Here is a 267-nt window from a genome sequence, read left to right as displayed (position 1 = left end):
GTGTGTAGACTCATCCCCGGAATTGACGGCGATATTACATGTTCTGTTGACCCAGAAGGGAGTGGGTTTTGTAACGGCTTGTGTGCTGATCGCTGAATTGCCCGAGATCGGATTGCTTGAAAAAGGGCAGATTGCAAAGTTGGTCGGTGTCGCCCCAATCAACAGGGATAGCGGTCTGTTCCAGGGCAAAAGAATGATTGGCGGCGGACGTATGGAAGTGCGCAATGCTCTTTACTACGCCGCATTACCGGCAATACGCTTCGACCC

General features: G+C 52.1%; 1 protein-coding gene. It reads left to right on the top strand.

The window, feature by feature from the left end:
• Positions 1 to 267, top strand: a 267-nt coding sequence (locus ACXAF0_RS19695; protein ID WP_475347526.1) for a transposase, incomplete at both ends; no start/stop codon positions are given.

The sequence above is a fragment of the Thalassospira sp. ABD4_177 genome, from assembly GCF_056160125.1.
Note: the sequence above shows the minus strand (reverse complement) of the source record. Positions and strands in the feature narration are given on the sequence as shown.